At 73.8% G+C, this 16,821-nt stretch carries 14 protein-coding genes and 1 pseudogene; 9 read left to right on the top strand and 6 right to left on the bottom strand.

What is annotated here, in order from left to right; translation table 11 throughout:
* The first annotated feature begins 33 nt into the window (after nucleotides 1-33).
* From ACFYMM_RS30705 to ACFYMM_RS30695, 3 genes and pseudogenes are all read left to right on the top strand, one after another.
* Nucleotides 34-1,493, top strand: a pseudogene (locus tag ACFYMM_RS30705) (MFS transporter).
* 175 nt (nucleotides 1,494-1,668) lie between these two features.
* Nucleotides 1,669-3,471, top strand: a complete 1,803-nt coding sequence (locus ACFYMM_RS30700; RefSeq protein ID WP_388392235.1) for a DEAD/DEAH box helicase — start codon at nucleotides 1,669-1,671, stop codon at nucleotides 3,469-3,471.
* 480 nt (nucleotides 3,472-3,951) lie between these two features.
* Complete coding sequence (locus ACFYMM_RS30695; RefSeq protein WP_388392231.1) at nucleotides 3,952-4,593, top strand: IclR family transcriptional regulator; 642 nt, start codon at nucleotides 3,952-3,954, stop codon at nucleotides 4,591-4,593.
* 9 nt (nucleotides 4,594-4,602) lie between these two features.
* Here ACFYMM_RS30695 and ACFYMM_RS30690 read toward each other — a convergent pair whose 3' ends face one another.
* Nucleotides 4,603-6,147 carry a PucR family transcriptional regulator gene (locus ACFYMM_RS30690; RefSeq protein ID WP_388392229.1) on the bottom strand — a complete coding sequence of 515 codons (1,545 nt, stop codon included), beginning with the start codon at nucleotides 6,145-6,147 and terminating at the stop codon, nucleotides 4,603-4,605.
* Nucleotides 6,148-6,383: 236 nt separating this feature from the next.
* Here ACFYMM_RS30690 and ACFYMM_RS30685 point away from each other — a divergent pair, with 236 nt between their 5' ends.
* Genes ACFYMM_RS30685 through ACFYMM_RS30675 form a run of 3 tightly spaced genes read left to right on the top strand, consistent with a single transcriptional unit; the run spans nucleotide 6,384 to nucleotide 9,096 of the window.
* On the top strand, nucleotides 6,384-7,148 hold the full coding sequence (locus ACFYMM_RS30685; RefSeq protein WP_388392226.1) for a chorismate synthase: 765 nt from the start codon (nucleotides 6,384-6,386) through the stop codon (nucleotides 7,146-7,148).
* Nucleotides 7,145-8,254, top strand: a complete 1,110-nt coding sequence (gene menC, locus ACFYMM_RS30680; RefSeq protein ID WP_388392223.1) for an o-succinylbenzoate synthase — start codon at nucleotides 7,145-7,147, stop codon at nucleotides 8,252-8,254. The genes ACFYMM_RS30685 and menC overlap by 4 nt, the downstream gene beginning before the upstream one ends.
* Nucleotides 8,255-8,304: 50 nt before the next feature.
* Nucleotides 8,305-9,096, top strand: a complete 792-nt coding sequence (locus ACFYMM_RS30675; RefSeq protein ID WP_388392220.1) for a S16 family serine protease — start codon at nucleotides 8,305-8,307, stop codon at nucleotides 9,094-9,096.
* Between the two features lie 43 nt (nucleotides 9,097-9,139).
* Here ACFYMM_RS30675 and ACFYMM_RS30670 read toward each other — a convergent pair whose 3' ends face one another.
* The 3 genes from ACFYMM_RS30670 to ACFYMM_RS30660 are packed head-to-tail and all read right to left on the bottom strand — an operon-like array spanning nucleotide 9,140 to nucleotide 10,463.
* Nucleotides 9,140-9,322: a hypothetical protein gene (locus tag ACFYMM_RS30670; protein ID WP_388392217.1), complete on the bottom strand. Its 183-nt coding sequence runs from the start codon at nucleotides 9,320-9,322 to the stop codon at nucleotides 9,140-9,142.
* 11 nt (nucleotides 9,323-9,333) lie between these two features.
* The gene (locus ACFYMM_RS30665; protein ID WP_388392215.1) at nucleotides 9,334-9,918 is read right to left on the bottom strand and encodes an ArsR/SmtB family transcription factor; all 585 of its coding nucleotides are present in this window, start codon (nucleotides 9,916-9,918) and stop codon (nucleotides 9,334-9,336) included.
* A 59-nt stretch (nucleotides 9,919-9,977) separates the two neighbouring features.
* On the bottom strand, nucleotides 9,978-10,463 hold the full coding sequence (locus ACFYMM_RS30660; RefSeq protein ID WP_388392212.1) for an Lrp/AsnC family transcriptional regulator: 486 nt from the start codon (nucleotides 10,461-10,463) through the stop codon (nucleotides 9,978-9,980).
* Nucleotides 10,464-10,586: 123 nt separating this feature from the next.
* On the opposite strand from ACFYMM_RS30660, the gene hppD reads away from it, so the two are divergent.
* On the top strand, nucleotides 10,587-11,732 hold the full coding sequence (hppD, locus tag ACFYMM_RS30655; RefSeq protein WP_388392210.1) for a 4-hydroxyphenylpyruvate dioxygenase: 1,146 nt from the start codon (nucleotides 10,587-10,589) through the stop codon (nucleotides 11,730-11,732).
* Nucleotides 11,733-11,793: 61 nt separating this feature from the next.
* Here hppD and ACFYMM_RS30650 read toward each other — a convergent pair whose 3' ends face one another.
* Nucleotides 11,794-13,254, bottom strand: a complete 1,461-nt coding sequence (locus tag ACFYMM_RS30650; protein ID WP_388392209.1) for a tetratricopeptide repeat protein — start codon at nucleotides 13,252-13,254, stop codon at nucleotides 11,794-11,796.
* Between the two features lie 91 nt (nucleotides 13,255-13,345).
* On the opposite strand from ACFYMM_RS30650, the gene ACFYMM_RS30645 reads away from it, so the two are divergent.
* A complete protein-coding gene (locus ACFYMM_RS30645) occupies nucleotides 13,346-14,752 on the top strand; it encodes an FAD-binding oxidoreductase (RefSeq protein ID WP_388392206.1) in 1,407 nt (468 codons plus the stop codon).
* A gap of 17 nt (nucleotides 14,753-14,769) precedes the next feature.
* Here ACFYMM_RS30645 and ACFYMM_RS30640 read toward each other — a convergent pair whose 3' ends face one another.
* Nucleotides 14,770-15,183, bottom strand: coding sequence for an SsgA family sporulation/cell division regulator (locus tag ACFYMM_RS30640; RefSeq protein ID WP_388392204.1), 414 nt, complete (start codon nucleotides 15,181-15,183; stop codon nucleotides 14,770-14,772).
* A gap of 241 nt (nucleotides 15,184-15,424) precedes the next feature.
* On the opposite strand from ACFYMM_RS30640, the gene ACFYMM_RS30635 reads away from it, so the two are divergent.
* Nucleotides 15,425-16,774 (top strand): RDD family protein, encoded by a 1,350-nt coding sequence (locus ACFYMM_RS30635; RefSeq protein ID WP_388392202.1) that lies wholly within the window; start codon nucleotides 15,425-15,427, stop codon nucleotides 16,772-16,774.
* Nucleotides 16,775-16,821 lie beyond the last annotated feature (47 nt).

Genomic DNA, 16,821 nt, shown 5'->3' with positions numbered 1-16,821 from the left:
TCAACGCGGGGTGCGGACCTTACTCTGGTGGGCATGAGTGTTCTTGGGTCTCACGACACCGGTGAGGGGGTGCTGGGGCGGGCGCACCGGGCGCTCAGTGTCGGGATCGTCTCGTGGTGCTGCTCATCGCCTTCGAGGCGACGGCCGTCGGGACGGCGATGCCCGTGGCGGCCCGGGAACTGGACGGGGTGTCGCTGTACGCGTTCGCGTTCTCGGGGTACTTCACGACCAGCCTCTTCGGGATGGTGCTCGCCGGGCAGTGGTCGGACCGGCGGGGGCCGCTCGGGGCCCTGGCCGCCGGGATCGGGGCCTTCGCTGCGGGGCTGGTGGTGGCCGGCACCGCCCAGGTGATGTGGGTGTTCATCGTCGGACGGGCCGTGCAGGGGTTCGGCGGGGGGCTGGTGATCGTCGCCCTCTACGTGGTCGTCGGCAGGGCGTATCCCGAGCGGTTGCGGCCCGCCATCATGGCCGCCTTCGCGGCGGGCTGGGTGGTGCCCTCGATCGTCGGGCCGCTGGCCGCCGGGGTGGTGACCGAGCGGCTCGGGTGGCGGTGGGTGTTCCTCGGCATCCCGGTACTGGTCGTGTTCCCGGTGGCGTTGGCGCTGCCGCAGATACGGCGGCGGGCCGGCGGGCCCGTGGCGGGCGGTGCCGGGTCCTTCGACCGGCGGCGGATCCGGCTCGCGTTCGCCGTCTCGCTGGGGGCGGGGCTGCTGCAGTACGCCGCCCAGGACCTGCGCTGGGCCGCCGTCCTGCCCGCCGCCGCCGGAGCGGGGCTCCTGGTGCCCGCCGTGCGCGGACTGCTTCCGCCCGGCACCTACCGGGCCGTGCGCGGACTGCCCTCCGTCGTGCTGCTGCGCGGGGTCGCCGCCGGGTCCTTCATCGCCGCCGAGTCCTTCGTGCCGTTGATGCTGGTGACGCAGCGGGGGCTGTCGCCGACGCTGGCCGGGTTCTCGCTGGCCGCGGGCGGCGGCACCTGGGCGCTGGGCTCCTGGCTGCAGTCGAGGGCGCGCGTGGAGCCGTACCGGGAGCGGCTGATGACCCTCGGGATGGTGCTGGCCGCGCTCGCGATCGTGGTCGCGCCCAGTGTGCTCGTGCACGCCGTGCCCGTGTGGATCGTCGCGGTGGCGTGGGGCGTCGGCTGCTTCGGGATGGGGCTGGTCATCTCCTCCTCCGGCGTGCTGCTGCTCAAGCTCTCCGCACCGCGGGACGCCGGCGCCAACTCCGCCGCCCTGCAGATCTCCGACGCCCTCTCCAACGTCGTCCTCCTCGCGGCCACGGGCGCGGCCTTCGCGGCCCTCGGCGGCGGGAGCGGTGGGAGCGGCGGGAGCGGCGGGAGTACGGCGCCGGCGACGGGCGCCTCCGCGGCCCACCCCGCCGCCTTCGCCGCCGTCTTCCTGCCCATGGCCGGGGTCGCGCTCGTCGGGGCCTGGGTGACGACCCGGCTGAGCGAACGGCACAGTGACCACCCGGCGACCGCCCGTGTTGTGACGTGAATCCCACCCACGGGCGACCCGCCCCCGTCCGCGCCTTGGCAGGCGTGGGCCGCCGGTAGGGTGGCCCGGTTGTCATACGTAGCCGAGCAGACCGACCCCTTTCCCGGAGACCGTGACTACCTCCCGCCCGTCATCCGCCCCCACCCTCAACGGAGAGCCCTCCGGGCCCACCCCTATGTCCGCCTCGTCCACCGCCGCCGCCACTCACTCCCATCACCTCTCGCCCGCCTTCCCCGGCCGGGCCCCCTGGGGTACCGCCAGCAAACTGCGTGCCTGGCAGCAGGGGGCGATGGAGAAGTACGTCCAGGAGCAGCCACGTGACTTCCTCGCCGTCGCCACGCCCGGCGCCGGCAAGACGACCTTCGCGCTGACGCTCGCGTCCTGGCTGCTGCACCATCACGTGGTGCAGCAGGTGACCGTCGTGGCGCCGACCGAGCACCTGAAGAAGCAGTGGGCGGAGGCCGCCGCGCGGATAGGGATCAAGCTCGACCCCGAATACAGCGCGGGACCCCTCGGGAAGGACTACCAGGGGGTCGCGGTCACCTACGCCGGTGTCGGCGTGCGGCCGATGCTGCACCGCAACCGGGTCGAGCAGCGCAAGACCCTGGTGATCCTCGACGAGATCCACCACGCCGGTGACTCCAAGTCGTGGGGCGAGGCCTGCCTGGAAGCGTTCGAGCCCGCCACCCGCCGGCTCGCGCTCACCGGTACGCCCTTCCGGTCCGACACCAATCCCATCCCCTTCGTCACCTACGAGGAGGGCAACGACGGGATCCGGCGGTCCGCCGCCGACTACACCTACGGCTACGGCAACGCGCTGGCCGACCACGTCGTCCGGCCCGTCATCTTCCTCTCCTACAGCGGCAACATGCGCTGGCGCACCAAGGCGGGTGACGAGATCGCCGCCCGGCTCGGCGAGCCCATGACCAAGGACGCGGTCAGCCAGGCCTGGCGTACCGCGCTCGACCCGCGCGGCGAGTGGATGCCCAGCGTGCTGCGCGCCGCCGACCAGCGGCTGACCGAGGTCAGGAAGGGCATCCCGGACGCCGGTGCCCTCGTCATCGCCTCCGACCAGGACTCGGCCCGCGCCTACGCCAAGCTGATCCGGGAGATCACCGGCCACAAGGCCACCCTGGTCCTGTCCGACGACGCCGGCGCCTCCAGCCGGATCGACGAGTTCAGCAACAGCGACGACCGGTGGATGGTCGCGGTGCGGATGGTGTCCGAGGGCGTCGACGTGCCCCGGCTCGCCGTCGGGGTGTACGCCACCACCATCTCCACCCCTCTCTTCTTCGCCCAGGCCGTCGGCCGTTTCGTACGGTCCCGGCGGCGCGGCGAGACCGCCTCGGTCTTCCTGCCGACCGTCCCGGACCTGCTCACCTTCGCCAACGAGATGGAGGTCGAGCGCGACCACGCCCTCGACAAGCCGAAGAAGGAGGGCGAGGAGGACCCGTACGCCGAGTCCGAGAAGGAGATGGAGGAGGCGAACAAGGAGCAGGACGAGGACACCGGCGAGCAGGAGCAGTTCGCCTTCGAGGCCCTGGAGTCCGAGGCCGTCTTCGACCGGGTCCTCTACGACGGCGCCGAGTTCGGCATGCAGGCCCACCCGGGAAGCGAGGAGGAGCAGGACTACCTCGGGATTCCGGGGCTGCTGGAGCCCGACCAGGTGCAGCTGCTGCTGCAGAAGCGGCAGGCCCGGCAGATCGCGCACAGCCGCAAGAAGCCCGACACCGAGGCCGACCTGCTGGAGCTGCCCGCCGAGCGGCGGCCCGTCGTCTCGCACAAGGAGATGATGGAGCTGCGCAAGCAGCTGAACACCATGGTCGGCGCGTACGTCCACCAGAGCGGCAAGCCGCACGGCGTGATCCACACCGAGCTGCGGCGGGTGTGCGGCGGACCGCCCAGCGCCGAGGCCACGGCCGGGCAGCTGCGGCAGCGGATCGCCAAGGTGCAGGAGTGGGCTACCCGGATGCGGTGAGCCCGCGCCCTCGGCGACGGGTGAGCCCGCGTCCTCGGCGACGGGTGAGCCCGCGTCCTCGGCGACGGGTGAGCCCGCGTCCTCGGCGACGGGTGAGCCCGCGCCCTCCGCGACCGGTGAGCGCCCGCGCTTTCTCGCGACCGGTGAGCGCCTCCGTCCGGTTGCGGGGGCGTGTGCAGAGGTTGTGCGCGCCGGGTGCCGCGCGCCGTACGTACCGGGACCAAAGCAAACACTCCTCCCCGGGCCGGTGCCCGGATTCTGGACGGAGACTTCCGCTCAGCGAACTCCCTTCGCTACTGTCCCGCTACGCACACGCCCCGTGGCAGCGCCGCCGCGGAGCGCAGCCGTGAAGCGACCGGGCCCGGAGCCGCCGGACCCTCCTGCCGATCGGCGGCCTCTGAAGCGCGTCGCCGACGGGACTCGGTGACGCATCCGTCGCGAAAAGGGGTCGCCGGCCTCACCACCTAAGGAGTGGGCGTCGTGACCGCGGAGACCTCTCAGACGCTCGACCGGGGACTGCGCGTCCTCAAGCTGCTGGCCGACACGGACCACGGGCTGACCGTCACCGAGCTTTCCAACAAACTGGGCGTGAACCGGACCGTGGTGTACCGGTTGCTCGCCACCCTGGAACAGCACGCGCTCGTACGGCGTGATCTCGGCGGGCGGGCCCGGGTCGGGCTCGGCGTGCTGCGGCTGGGACGGCAGGTGCACCCCCTGGTACGGGAGGCCGCGCTGCCCGCGCTGCGCTCGCTGGCCGAGGACATAGGAGCCACGGCCCATCTGACCCTGGTGGACGGCACGGAGGCGCTGGCCGTCGCCGTGGTCGAGCCGACCTGGACCGACTACCACGTGGCCTACCGGGCCGGTTTCCGCCACCCCCTGGACCGCGGTGCCGCCGGCAAGGCGATCCTCGCGGCACGGCAGTCGCCGCCGGCCGAACCCGGGTACACCCTCACCCACGGGGAACTGGAGGCGGGCGCGAGCGGTGCGGCGGCGCCGTTGATAGGGGTGACGGGCGTCGAGGGAAGCGTGGGCGTGGTGATGCTCGCGGACTCCGTGCCCGAGCGGGTCGGACCCCGGGTCGTCGACGCGGCACGCGAGGTCGCCGAGGCCCTGCGCTGAGAGCACGGCTCAGGCGCTCGCCCCCCTGAGCCCCGCCAGCGTCCTCAACTGCAGCCACAGCAGCAGCCGTTCGTCCGGATCGTCCAGGTCGACGCCGAGCTGCTCGCGCACCTGCCTCAGCCGGTAGCGGCAGGTGTTGGGGTGGACGGCGAGCAGCCGCGCCGCCCCCGCCATGTCGCAGCCCGCGTCGAACCAGCTGACCAGGGTACGGGCGTACTCGGTGCCGTGCCCGGTGTCGTACGCCAGCACCCGCCGCCACGCGCCGGCGCTCAACTCCCGTCGCTCGCCGAGCACTTCGGTCAGCCGCAGCAGGGTCACGCGCGGGCGCACGCCGTCCACCGTCGCCACTGGCAGAGCGTCGTCCAGCACCCGCAGCACCAGGTCGGCGTCGGCCCGCGAGCAGGCCGCCGAACCGACGTCCGCGACCACCTCGCCCAGCCCGGCCCGCACCGGCACCCGCAGCGCCTGCCCGGCCCGCCGCACGATGTCCTCGGCCAGCCGGACATGCCGTTCGGCGGGCGCCGGCAGCAGCGCGTACACCACCTGGTCGACCAGCACGCACGCGTGCCGCCCGTAGCGCGCCTCGCACTGCAGCCGTACGACGTCCAGCAGGCGCAGGGCGGTCCGCTCGGCGTCGGGCACGCTCGCGGGGGAGCCCAGCACGAAGGCGGCCACCCGGACCGGGCCCGCCAGGCCCAGGCGGAGCGCGGCCGACGGCGCGTCGGCGGTGCCGTCCAGCAGTCGGCGCAGCAGGTCGCCGTCCGGGTGCCGGGCCAGTTCCCGGGCGGCGCGGGCGCGCAGCAGGAGCAGCGCGGCCGTGGAGGCCCCCCGCACGAGGGTGTCCTCCGCGTCGGGGGCGAGGGTGCCGCCGTCGATCACCCAGATGGAGCCGAGCGTCTCGCCGCCGGCCCGCACCGGCATCGCCAGCCGGGGCAGTCCCGAGCCGGTCAGCGCGGGCAGCCGCAGCGGCCGGTCGGCGGCGAACAGCTCCCGGACCTGCTCGCTGTTGTCCACGCTGTCCGGCACCTGGAGGCCGAGGATGCCCTGGCGGCGGTCCTCGTCGACCGGCTGGCCGGGCACGGTCGAGTAGGCGAGGATCCGCTGCCGGGGGTCCTCGACGGCGGTGGCCCCGCCGGCCGCCGCCGCGATCGCGTCGGCCAGCGCGAACAGGTCACCGACCGCGCCGCCGGAGGGGGCGGGCCGGGCCTCGATGGCGGAGGCCAGCAGCAGGTGCACGTGGTGCCAGGCGGCGTCCTCGTCGACCGACAGGAGGGCCACCCCGTGCGCCCGCGCCTCCTCGGCCGGCCCGTCCGCGCCCCGCACGACCACCCCGGTCATCCCGGCCTCCGCCGCCGCCCGCACCAGCGGCCCGGCCTGCGCCGCCCGCACCCCGACCGCCAGCAGCAGCGCGCCCGGCGCCCGGGGGAGCGGGGCGCCGGCGTCGTGCAGGAGCACCTCGGTGACGGGCCGGGCGCGGTCGGCGGGGGCGGTGTGCAGGCGCGGCGCGGGGCCGCCGACCAGGGCGAGGAGGTCGCCGAGGGTGCGGGCGTCCATGGGATCCGTCCGTTCTCGTCGGTAAGGGTCGGTAAGGGTCGGTAAGGGGAAGGGTGACGCGAGGGCGGTGCGATGGCTCATGCGCGGCGGCGATGCGAGGGCTGACGCGGCGGGTGGGGCTGGTGGGTGGGCTGAGGGGCGCGGCCGGCTCCGCTTGGCCGATCGTGAAACGAACATAGGCGGGGTTTGGCCGGTCGGACAACACGCGGACCTCTTCGTGCTCCGACACTCGATCCATGACCGGAGCCGCCTCCATCCGAACCGTGCACGACGTCGCCGGACTCGCGGCCGTGGCCGCCTTCTTCGGCGACGTCTGGCGCACGCCCCCCGACGCCCCGCCCTACCCGGCCGAGGTGCTGCACAGCCTGGTCCACGCGGGCGGCGCCGTGCACGCCGCCTACGACGGGGAGCGGCTGGCCGGCGCCTGCGTCGCCGTCTTCTGCCCCGGCCACGAGGTCTACTCCCTGGTGGCCGCCGCCGACCAGGGCCTCGGGCACGCGGTGAAGCAGGCGCAGCGGGCCTGGGCCGTGGGTCTCGGCGCCCGCACCATGCGCTGGACCTTCGACCCGCTGATCGGCCGCAACGCCCGCTTCAACCTGGCCAAGCTGGGCGCCGTCGGCACGGAGTACCTCGTCGACTTCTACGGCCGTATGAGGGACGGCGTGAACGGCGGCGACGAGAGCGACCGGCTCACGGTGACCTGGGACCTCACGGCGCCGGTACGGCCGTACGAGCCCGGGGACCGGGAGGCGGCGCCGGCCAGTCACACCGCGCCGGACGGCGGCACCCTCGCCCGGCGCGACCTCGCCGACCGGCACGTGTGGTGCCGGGTGCCCGACGACATCGTCAAACTGCGCGGCGCGGACCCGCTGCTCGCCCTGCGCTGGCGGCACGCCGTGCGCGAGGTGCTCCAGGAGGCCGTCGCCCAGGGCTTCCGGGCGACGGGGATGTCCCGCGACGGCTGGTACACGCTCACCCGGACGAAGGAGGACGTGGCATGAAACTGGAGCGCGTGGAGGTCGTCCATGTGGCGATCCCGCTGGTCACGCCGTTCCGTACGTCGTTCGGCACGATGACGACGAAGGACACCTTCCTCCTCCGTGTCGTCACGGACGCGGCCGAGGGCTGGTCGGAGTTCGCCGCCGACCCGCAGCCGCGGTACTGCTCGGAGTTCGTGGCCGGCGCGGAGATCGTGCTGCGGGACTTCCTGCTGCCGCGCGCCGGCGGGCTTCCGCACCTCACCGCGGCGGCGCTGGGCCCCGCCATGGCCGGGATCAAGGGCCACGAGCTGGCGAAGGCGGCGCTGGAGACGGCGGTCCTGGACGCGGAGCTGCGCGCGTACGGCATGCCGTTGGCGACCTACCTCGGCGCCGTACGGGACCGGGTGCCGGCCGGGGTCTCGGTCGGTATCAAGGACTCGGTGCCCGAACTGCTCGACGACGTCGAGCGCTACCTCGCGGAGGGCTACGTCCGCATCAAGCTGAAGATCGAGCCCGGCTGGGACATCGAGCCGGTACGGGCGGTGCGCGACCGGTTCGGGGAGGCACTGCCGTTGCAGGTCGACGCGAACACGGCGTACCGCCTCGCGGACGCCGACCACCTGCGCCGCCTCGACGCGTTCGGGCTGCTGCTGATCGAGGAGCCGCTGGAGGAGGACAACCTGTACGGCCACGCCCGCCTCCAGCAGCGCCTCGCCACCCCCGTCTGCCTGGACGAGTCCCTGCACAACGCCCGCGACACCGCCTCCGCGATCGCCCTGGACGCCTGCCGGGTCGTGAACGTCAAGCCCGCCCGGGTCGGCGGCTACCTGGAGGCCCGCCGGGTGCACGACGTGGCCCACGCGCACGGGGTGCCGGTGTGGTGCGGCGGCATGCTGGAGACCGGGATCGGCCGCGCCGCGAACCTGGCCCTGGCGGCCCTGCCCGGCTTCACCCTGCCGGGCGACACCTCCGCCTCCGCCCGCTACTTCGCCGAGGACATCACCGAGCCCTTCGTCCTCGACGACGGCCACCTGGCCGTCCCGGCCGGCCCCGGAATCGGCGTCGAACCCCTCCCGGAGGCCCTGCGGCGCTTCACCCGCGAGCGACGGGACCTCTACCAGGCATGAGCGGGCTGAGGGGCCGTTGTCCGGAAAGAGACGTCCCGTAGATTGATCCTGTGCTCTCTCGCCTCACGCGCCCCCAGGCCGTCGCCGTCTGCGCCCTGCCCGTCGTGGCCCTGATCGCCACGGCGCTGTTCGCGCCGCTGCCGTTCTCGGTGGCGCAGCCCGGGATGACGGCGAACGTCCTGGGCAAGAACCAGGGCACCGCGGTGATCACGATCTCCGGCGCGCCGACCCGCGCGACGAGCGGACAGCTGCGGATGACGACCATCGAGGCGACCGGGCCGGACGCGCGGGTTTCGCTCGGTGACGTCGTCGACAGCTGGTTCCGCACGGACCGCGCGGTCATGCCGCGGGACGCGGTCTACCCGAGCGGCGACAGCGTCAAGGAGATCGAGCAGCACAACACCGAGCAGATGCGGCAGTCCCAGGACGCCGCCGCCCAGGCCGCCCTCAAGTACCTCGACCTGAGCGCCAAGGACGTCAAGGTCACGCTGAGACTCGCCGACGTGGGCGGCCCCAGCGCGGGGCTGCTGTTCTCCCTGGGGGTCATCGACAAGCTGCACGGCGACGGCGTCGGCGGCGACCTCACGGGCGGCCGCACCATCGCCGGCACGGGCACGATCACCGCCGACGGCACGGTGGGCGCGGTCGGCGGGGTGGCCCTGAAGACGCAGGCCGCGCGGCGGGACGGGGCGACCGTGTTCCTCGTTCCGAAGGACGAGTGCGCCGACGCGAAGGCGGAGCTCCCGAACGGACTGCGGCTGGTCGCGGTGACCACCCTGAAGGGAGCGGTGAACTCCCTGGTGGCCCTGCAGAAGGGAACGGGCCCGGTCCCGGGGTGCTAGCGCTGCGACCGGAAAGGTTCACCGGCTCGCGACGCCCGGCACGCTAGGCGAGGGCCGGTTTCGGGCCGCTCGGCGCGGCGAGGCGCAGGCCCACCTCCACGAGGGTCCAGCCCAGGCGGGCGCGGAGTTCGCGCGGGCGCCGGGCCTCGGTGGCGAGGCGGTGGGCGGCGGCCTGGGCGTGCAGGCCGGCGAGGTGCTGCTGGGCGAGCTGGGCGCTGATGTCCATGGTGGGGCCTCTCACTTCGCGTCGATGGGGAAGACGTGCGTGTGGACGCGTACGCGTTCCGTTTCCGGGGTGTCCTCGTCAGGAACGCGGTCGCGGTAGCTGTCGACCAGGTCGTGCATCCTGCGGACGAGTTCTTCGGCGAGGTCCGGCGTCAGTCGCAGACTCATGTCGCTCATGTCGGTGGCGCGCGCCCAGGCCTCGGACCAGTGGTCACGGGTGCCGAGCCAGGTGGACAGCTCACGGGCGTGGGTGTTCGCGATCTCGTGCAGGAACAGGTCGGCGGCGCCTCGCACCTCGGGGCCGGCGCCCTCGAACTCGGCGCTGTCGAAGACCAGTCCCTCGTCCACCGCCCGCCACCAGCGCTCCCGTCCCTTGCCATGGTCCGGGGCGTCCTCCACGAAGCCGTGCGCGGCGAGCTGGCGGAGGTGGTAGCTGGTGGCCCCGCTGGACTCGCCGAGCCGGGAGGCCAGTTGGGAGGCGGTCGCCGGGCCGCCCTGCCGTAGCGCGTTCAGCAACTGCATCCGCAGGGGGTGGGCGAGGCCGCGCAGGGCGCGGGCGTCCAGGCGGCGGTGCTTTCGGTCTTCCTGCTCCGTCATGAATACAAAGGTAGCGTTGCAAAGCTTCCTTTGCAACGCTTCTTTTGCATTCCGTGTGCTCAGTCCCCGGTCGGCTGCGACTCCTCCGCCGCCTGCTCCACCAGCGGGATGATCCGCAGCGGAACCGGGTTCTCCATCACGATCGCCGTGGAGGCGCGGACGATGCCCTCGAAGCCGACCACCCGGTCGATCACCCGCTGCAGATCGGCGTTGGAGCGGGCCACCAGACGGCACAGCATGTCCCCGCTGCCGGTGGTGGTGAGCAGCTCCAGCACCTCCGGGACGGTCGCCAGATGCGCCCGGACGTCGGCGCCCTGGCCCTGCCGGATCTCCAGCGTGGCGAACGCGGTCACCGGGTAGCCGAGGGCCGCCGGATCCACCTGCGGACCGAACCCGCGGATCACCCCGTGCGACTGCAGCCGGTCGAGGCGCGCCTGCACCGTGCCGCGCGCCACCCCCAGCCGCCGGGACATCTCCAGCACCCCGACGCGCGGCTCGCGTGCCAGCAGCACGATGATGCGGCCGTCCAGACGATCGATCGCCATCCTGCCTCCCGGGTTGGTCATCCTGTACAGAAACGCCGACCAAACGGCCGTAACACTATGCAGATTGCCCAGTGAGAACGGCAACCATTGCGCAGCTTGCAGACTGCGGTCACCCTTCCGCTTATGACGCAGACCACACACCACACTCCCGACACCGCCCGGCAGGCCGATCCCTTCCCGGTCAAGGGAATGGACGCGGTCGTCTTCGCCGTGGGCAACGCCAAGCAGGCCGCGCACTACTACTCCACCGCCTTCGGCATGCGGCTGGTCGCCTACTCCGGACCGGAGAACGGCAGCCGCGAGACCGCGAGTTACGTCCTGGAGAACGGCTCCGCCCGCTTCGTGTTCACCTCGGTGATCAAGCCCGCCACCACCTGGGGCCACTTCCTCGCCCAGCACGTGGCCGAGCACGGCGACGGCGTCATCGACCTGGCCATCGAGGTGCCCGACGCCCGCGCCGCGTACGCCTACGCGCTGGAGCACGGCGCGCGGAGCGTCGCCGAGCCGTACGAGCTGAAGGACGAGCACGGCACGGTCGTCCTCGCCGCGATCGCCACCTACGGCGAGACCCGCCACACCCTCGTCGAGCGCACCGGCTACGACGGCCCCTACCTCCCCGGCTTCGTCGCCGCCTCCCCGATCGTCGAACCGCCCGCCCAGCGCACCTTCCAGGCCATCGACCACTGCGTGGGCAACGTCGAACTCGGCCGGATGAACGAGTGGGTGGAGTTCTACAACAAGGTCATGGGCTTCACGAACATGAAGGAGTTCGTGGGCGACGACATCGCCACCGAGTACAGCGCGCTGATGTCGAAGGTGGTCGCCGACGGCACCCTCAAGGTCAAGTTCCCGATCAACGAGCCCGCCCTCGCCAAGAAGAAGTCCCAGATCGACGAGTACCTGGAGTTCTACGGCGGCGCCGGCGTCCAGCACATCGCGCTCAACACGGGCGACATCGTGCAGACGGTACGGACCATGCGCGCGGCCGGGGTCGAGTTCCTGAACACCCCCGACTCCTACTACGACACCCTCGGCGAGTGGGTCGGCGACACCCGCGTGCCGATCGAGACCCTGCGCGAGCTGAAGATCCTCGCCGACCGGGACGAGGACGGCTACCTGCTGCAGATCTTCACCAAGCCGGTCCAGGACAAGCCGACCGTGTTCTTCGAGATCATCGAGCGGCACGGCTCCATGGGCTTCGGCAAGGGCAACTTCAAGGCCCTGTTCGAGGCGATCGAGCGCGAGCAGGAGAAGCGGGGCAACCTGTAGCAGCCGGGCGACCTGTGGCAGCGGGGCGGCCTGCGGCAGCGGGGCGGCCAGGAGGCGGGGCTCACTCCGGCACCGGCTCGTCGGGCGGTTCCCCCAGCTCCCGCAGCGCCTCCTGGGCCACCGGCACCCGCAGCGGCGAGAAGTACGGGTTGGTCACCAGCGCCTCCCGCAGATCGCGCCGGGCGGACGCGGACAGCTCCAGGTCCCGTTCGATCATGCCCCGGTGGAAGGAGTACAGGGCGCTGCGCACCCCGCCGCCCTTCGTCCGGTCCGTGGCGACGGAGGCGTAGCGCAGCGCCTCCTCGTCCTCACCGGTCCGGTGCAGCGCCCAGCCCAGCGCGTCGGCGACCTCGATGCCGGGCTGGCGCTCCCATTCGGCCCGCAGCCGGCTCACGGCCTCCTGCGGATCGCCGTGGTCGGCCTCGAACCGCCCGATGAGCAGCTCCTCGTCGACGCCGCCCGCCACGCCCTCCCGGACCCGGGCGCGCAGCACCTCGTACTGCGCCTGGGCCTGCCGTTCCATGCCCATCGACTCGTAGTACTCGCCGAGCTCCAGGGCGTCCTCGGGGCCGTGCCGCCGGGCCAGGGCCGTCCGGTAGGCGGTGAGCGCCTCCGTGGTGCGGCCGAGCGCGGCCAGCGTCCGGGCCCGGCCGGTCAGCGCCACGGACTGGCCGGGGTCCAGCCGCAGGGCGGCGTCGAAGTGCCGCAGCGCGTCCTCGCGGTCACCGCGCTCCCAGGCCAGCTGCCCGGTCGCGGCCAGGTAGGCGGCCTGCTCGGCGGGCGACCGGGCGGCGGCGGCGGCGTCCGACAACTGGGCCGTCGCGTCCTCGCGCCACCCCCGGTCCCGGTAGACGGCGGCCGTCCGCGCCATCACCGCCGGACGCGCGGCGGCCCCGGTGCGCAGCCCGGTCAGCTTCTCCAGCGTCCGCCGGACCGCCTGGTAGTCGCCGAGCCCGTCATAGGCGTCGATCAGCGGCGGATACGACGTCCACCGCTTCGGCGCCAGCTTCAGCGCCTCCTCGCCCCACCGCCTGGCCGCCGGGAAGTCCCGGCGCGCGTCGGCCAGCGCGGCCAGCGCGGCCAGCGCCTCGGCGTTCCCCTCCTCCCGCGCCTTCAGCGAGGCCCGCAACGCCTGTTCGGCCCTCGGGTAGTCCGCCGCGTCGGCGGTCCGCCGGCCCCGCTCCACATAGGCGGCCCCCAGCCCGGCCCACGCCCGCGCGTCCCCGGGACGCGCCCGCACCAGGGCCTCCTGGCCCCCGATGTACGCCGTCAGGTCGGACAGCGTGGCCGGCACCCCGGCGGTGACGACCGCCGCCCGCCGGGCCCCGGGCCCGGACGCGGGCGGCGCGCCCCGCTGCGGCCGGTCCTGCGGCCACAGCGCCCACATCCCGCCGGCCATCACCCCGCCCAGCACGGCGGCGGCCAGCACCCGCCGCACCAGCCGCCCGCGCCGCGGCCGTGACGGGTCGGCCACCAGGGACGTACCGGGACCGGATCGCTGTGGGCTGTGCAGGGCGCTCATGGCGCTCACTGTGCGTCAATACGACGACCGCGTCCGGGTGGCTTAAGGGGGAGGCCCACGGGTTCACACCGATGGCCCCGAGTGCGACGCTGTGATCATGAGCCGTATCGAAGCACCGCGCGACGAGACGACCGGCAACCTCGTCGACCGACTGCTCACCGGTCTGCCCGCCGAGTCCGTCCTCACCGACCCGGACGTCACCGCCGCCTACGCCAACGACATGGCGAGCTTCTGCCCGGCCGGCGCCCCGGCCGCCGTCGTGCTGCCGCGCACGGTCGAGGAGGTCCAGCACGTCATGCGGGTCGCCACCGAGCTGCGCGTCCCGGTGGTCCCGCAGGGCGCCCGCACCGGCCTGTCCGGCGGCGCCAACGCCCTGGAGGGCTGCATCGCGCTGTCCCTGACCAGGATGGACCGCATCCTGGAGATCAGCCCCGTCGACCGCGTCGCCGTCGTCGAGCCCGGCGTCGTCAACGCCACGCTCTCCCGGGCGGTCGAGGAACACGGCCTCGCCTACCCGCCCGACCCCTCCAGCTGGGAGACGTGCACCATCGGCGGCAACATCGGCACGGCCTCGGGCGGCCTGTGCTGTGTGAAGTACGGGGTGACGGCCGAGTACGTGCTCGGCCTGGACGTCGTCCTCGCCGACGGCCGGCTGATGTCCACCGGCCGCCGGACCGCCAAGGGCGTGGCCGGCTACGACCTCACCCGTCTCTTCGTCGGTTCCGAGGGCTCCCTCGGCATCGTCGTCCGGGCCGTCCTCGCCCTGCGGCCCAAGCCGCCGCCGCAACTGGTGCTGGCCGCCGAGTTCCCCTCCGCCGCGGCCGCCTGCGACGCCGTGTGCCGGATCATGGCGGGCGGCCATGTGCCCTCCCTCCTCGAACTGATGGACCGTACGACCGTCAAGGCGGTCAACGACCTCGCCCACATGGGCCTGCCCGAGACCACCCAGGCCCTGCTGCTGGCCGCGTTCGACACCCCCGATCCCGCCCCCGACCTCGCCGCCGTCGGCGCGCTGTGCGAGGCCGCCGGCGCCACCCAGGTGGTGCCCGCCGACGACGCCGCCGAGTCCGAACTCCTCCTGCAGGCCCGGCGGCTCTCGCTGACCGCGCTGGAGGCGGTCAAGGGCACGACGATGATCGACGACGTGTGCGTGCCCCGCTCCCGGCTCGGCGAGATGCTCGACGGCGTGGAGCGGATCGGCGAGAAGTACGGCCTCACCATCGGCGTCTGCGCCCACGCCGGCGACGGCAACACGCACCCCACCGTCTGCTTCGACGCCCAGGACGCCGACGAGTCCCGGCGGGCCCGCGAGTCCTTCGACGAGATCATGGCCCTCGGTCTGGAACTGGGCGGCACCATCACCGGCGAACACGGCGTCGGAGTCCTGAAGAAGGAGTGGCTGGCGCAGGAGATCGGCCCGGTCGGCGTTCAGATGCAGCGGGCGGTGAAGCAGGTCTTCGACCCGCTGGGCATCCTCAACCCGGGCAAGCTGTTCTGACCGCCGCCCGCACTCCGTCACTGGGCGAGCAGCTGGTCGAGCGCGTCGTCGATCCCCAGCTGCCCGCCCTCGCTGCCCGGCGGCACCGCTCGCAGCGTGCGCTCCAGCCAGGCCGACACCTGGGCGCTCGGCGCCTGGAGCAGGGCGTCGCCGTCGGGTGAACTCAGCGCCACCAGCACGACGCCGCGCCCGTCGGCCTTCGCCGGCCACACCCGCACGTCGCCGTGCCCGCACGGCCGGAACACCCCCTCCACCAGGAGGTCACGGGCGAAGGTCCAGTGGACGGGGTGCTCGGAGTTGATGTGGAAGGCGATGTGGACGGCGTAGGGGTCGTCGGAGCGGTAGGCGAGCCGGGCCGGGACCGGGATGCTCCGCTCGGGGGACAGGACGAGCCTCAGTTCCAGCTCTCGTTCGATCACGGTATGACGCATGACGCGCATGTCCTCTCTCGGGCAGGTGTACGGGCCCCTGCGGTGGGCCCGTGCCAGGGGAGAGGCGGCGGGGGCCGGACCATTACGCCGGTCGGGGGGAATTTCCTTCCGGACCTGTGAAGGGGATGCACGGGGTTGCCCGGAAAGGGGTGGGTACGGCGGGACTGGCGGTGGGGGTTGCGCGGGTCTGATAGATGTGGAGGCTCCCAGTTGACCCCCGAGCAGATACGGGACGACGGACATGAGCGCCCCAACCCCGGCCCCCGGTGACGACAGGCCCCGCGAGGGCTACTACCCGGACCCGTCCATCCCCGGTTACGTCCGTTACTGGAACGGTGCCGCCTGGGTGCCGGGCACCAGCCGGCCGGCGCCCCGGGACGGCGAGTCGCCGGCCCCGCCGCCCGGCGCGCGCCCGGCGGCCGCCGCGGCCCCCGCGGTGGAGGAGACGGGCCCGCACTTCTTCGACGAGGACCCGGCGCCGTCGTGGGGTGCCGACCGCGCCCAGCAGTCGGGCTTCGGCGGGGACCCGGACCGCCGGGTGTCCTGGGGAGGGGACCCCAGGGTCCCGGCGGATCCCCCGGCGGAGGCGTCCGCGCCCTCCTCGGACGGCACGTTCGTCTTCCGCCGCCCCACCCCGGGCGACGCCCCGGCCGGCTCCCGGGACGAGGGCACGATGACGTTCCGCCCGGTGCGGGGCGGCTCCGCCGGACCGGCGGGCTCCGGTGGTTCCGGGGCGGGCCCGGCTTCCGGGGGCCCCGGCAACGCGGGCATCCCCGCCCAGGGCGGCGGCGCGGGCTTCGGCACGCAGGGGCCGGTCGGCGCGCCGCAGGCGTCGGGCCCCGGCTTCGCCGCCGGCAAGGCCGCCGCCGCCCGGGCGGCACAGTCGCAGTCACCGGCGCCGGCGGCTCAGGTGCAGACGCCCGCCCCCGCCGCCGTGGCACCCTCCCTGCCGCAGCAGCAGCCGATGGCCACCGGGGCCGGCGGCGGGCAGTCCTCCTGGGCCCAGCAGGTGCACCGGCTGGCCGGCGCCGGGGACGAACAGCCCCTGGCACCGTGGAAGCCGCCGGTGGAGGACGTGTTCCAGGCGGCGGCGCGCCGGCAGGCGGCGGCGCGGCCCGCCGGGCTCGGCAAGCGGCTGCTGGCCCGGCTGATCGACGGCCTGGTCCTCGGTGCGGTGACCGGTGCGGCGGCCGTACCGCTCGGGACCAGGGCGGCCGACCACGTCCGGCAGAAGATCGACGCGGCCAGGCTCTCCGGCCGTACCGTCACCGTCTGGCTGCTCGACGGCACCACGGGCACGTATCTCGGCATCGTCCTCGCCGTCCTGCTCCTCGCCGGTGTCCTCTACGAGGCACTGCCCACCGCAAAGTGGGGCCGCACGCTCGGCAAGAAGCTGTGCGGCCTGGAGGTACGGGACATCGAGGGCCACCAGCCCCCGGCCTTCGGCGCCTCCCTGCGCCGCTGGCTGGTGTACAGCGTCCCCGGCCTGCTGGGCATCGGGATCGTCGGGGTCGCCTGGTGCCTGTTCGACCGGCCCTGGCACCAGTGCTGGCACGACAAGGCGGCCCACACCTTCGTGGCGGCGGGCTGACACTCGTACGGTGGCCCGCCGGATGCGGAGCCGGGGCGTTCGCGGTC

Source organism: Streptomyces sp. NPDC006739 (assembly GCF_042869815.1).
Classification (GTDB): Bacteria; Actinomycetota; Actinomycetes; order Streptomycetales; family Streptomycetaceae; genus Streptomyces.
This window is presented reverse-complemented; position numbering and strand designations above follow the sequence as displayed.